General features: G+C 55.4%; 3 protein-coding genes. 2 read left to right on the forward strand and 1 reads right to left on the reverse strand.

Annotated features, from left to right (window positions below; translation table 11 throughout):
• Positions 1-445 (forward strand): RidA family protein (locus tag CFR72_RS16670; RefSeq protein WP_244182355.1); only part of this gene is annotated, 445 nt, incomplete at its 5' end.
• Between the two features lie 187 nt (positions 446-632).
• Positions 633-1442, forward strand: a complete 810-nt coding sequence (locus CFR72_RS16675) for an alpha/beta fold hydrolase (protein ID WP_110914805.1) — start codon at positions 633-635, stop codon at positions 1440-1442.
• Between the two features lie 60 nt (positions 1443-1502).
• On the opposite strand, the gene CFR72_RS16680 is transcribed toward CFR72_RS16675, so the two are convergent.
• Entirely contained in the window at positions 1503-1880 is a 378-nt protein-coding gene (locus tag CFR72_RS16680) for a hypothetical protein (protein WP_244182356.1), read from the reverse strand.
• Position 1881: the final 1 nt, after the last annotated feature.

Below are 1881 nucleotides of genomic sequence, written 5' to 3' on the forward strand. Positions count from 1 at the left end.
TCTGAAAGGCCACATCAACAGGCCTTACAGAAGACCGCACACGATCACACGTCAATATGGGTCAGAAAACTCTTGCATAACGGACGGCAACCACAGAAGCGGCATGGGCGCTCCGGTGCAGGACAAAACCGCGCCGCCCAAAAGCCTTGAGGCCTATGGCGACACCCGCGCCCAGACACTCGCCTCTCTCCAGCGCATTGAAGGCGAGCTGAAAAAGCTGAACCTGACCATGGGTGATGTTGTGCAGATGCACATCTATATGGTGGCGGACCCGCGCACAAAGCAGCTGGATTTTGATGGCATGATGAAGGCCTACACCCAGTATTTCGGCACAGAAAAGCAGCCTAATCTGCCAGTGCGCTCCGCCTTTGCCGTGGCCCAGCTCGCCAACCCCGGGTGTCTGATTGAAATTGAAGTAACGGCCGTTCGGACGCCTAAAAAATAAGGCCTGTTGCCTGACAACGAATTCCCCATTCTATCGCTTTTCAAACCAAAAGACAAGCGGGGGATCTGGGGAAACAGCATCCCGCCTCACACATTTGCAAGTCTCGTCATACACGGCCATCTAAAGGCGCAGGGTATCTTGTTATACCAAGATACCCACAACATGCTCTTTTACGAGGCCTGACGATATGACTGAGCATTTAACAAAACGCTGGCAGACCCTGCCTGCCACCCCGGCCCCTCTGGCCTCCTTTAAAGGACAGCACGCCCCCATTAACGGATGCTCGCTCTATTATACGGAAGGCGGCACAGGGGACGATGTCATCATCATGCTGCATGGGGGCATGGCAAACTCTGACTACTGGGGCATACAGGCGGCTTATCTGGCCAAAACGCACCGTGTCATCCTCGTGGATAGCCGCGGGCATGGCCGCAGCACGTTAGGGGATAAACCCCTCAGCTACGCTCAGATGGCAGACGATATCATTCACCTGATGAACCATCTGGAAATTCCGAATGCCAGTCTCGTCGGGTGGAGCGATGGCGGTGTGCAGAGCATTATTCTGGCCTCTGAACACCCGGATCGCATCAAACGCATCTTTGCTTACGGGCCGCATATGTCCGCATCCGGCCTCAATCTGGCGTGTAGCGGAGATAAGGTGGTCAACGCTTTTGTAAAGCGCGCCACAGAAGACTACCGCGAGCTTTCCCCGACCCCGGATAAATTTGATGTCTTTTCAAAAACCCTCTGGGGCCTGTGGAAATGGGAGCATGATGCCGAATTCACGGAAGACCGCCTGAACGCCATCCGCTGCCCCGCATGGGTTGTGGATGGGGACCGGGACGAGATGATTCATCGCGCCCATCTGGAATATCTGGTGGCGCATATTCCGGACAGTTCTTACATGATCCTGCCCGAGACCAGCCACTTCGCCTTCCTGCAGGCCCCGCTTCTGTTTAACGAAGCGTTGGCTGACTTTCTGTCCGTCAAAGCCTGACGGTCACACTGACGGTCAGGGCGAGAAGGGTTCAGCTCTGATAACGGGCTGAACCTCTTTTTATTTCCCGTCTGTTCTCTCAAGTTCGCCGTCGGCGTCATCCGGCAAAAAGAAGTCTTCCGGGTCTTCTGGCACGGGCAGAGACAGCAGGAAAAATCCCGCGGCCACCGTGATCGCACCAGTTGCAACGGGCAGCCAGCGGAGGACTGTCACCATCGCGGAGTCCTGCGTGCTGCCGTTGACGACAAGCGCCCAGCCACTCACGCACAAAAGCGCAAAACCACCCACAAAACAGGCCACAATCCAGAGCAGCCGACGCACATAAGGAGACGAAGACTTGCTTCTGTGGTTGCCGTCCGTTATGCAAGAGTTTTCTGACCCATATTGACGTGTGATCGTGTGCGGTCTTCTGTAAGGCCTGTTGATGTGGCCTTTCAGA

Source organism: Gluconacetobacter entanii, assembly GCF_003206495.1.
In the GTDB taxonomy this organism is placed as follows: domain Bacteria; phylum Pseudomonadota; class Alphaproteobacteria; order Acetobacterales; family Acetobacteraceae; genus Novacetimonas; species Novacetimonas entanii.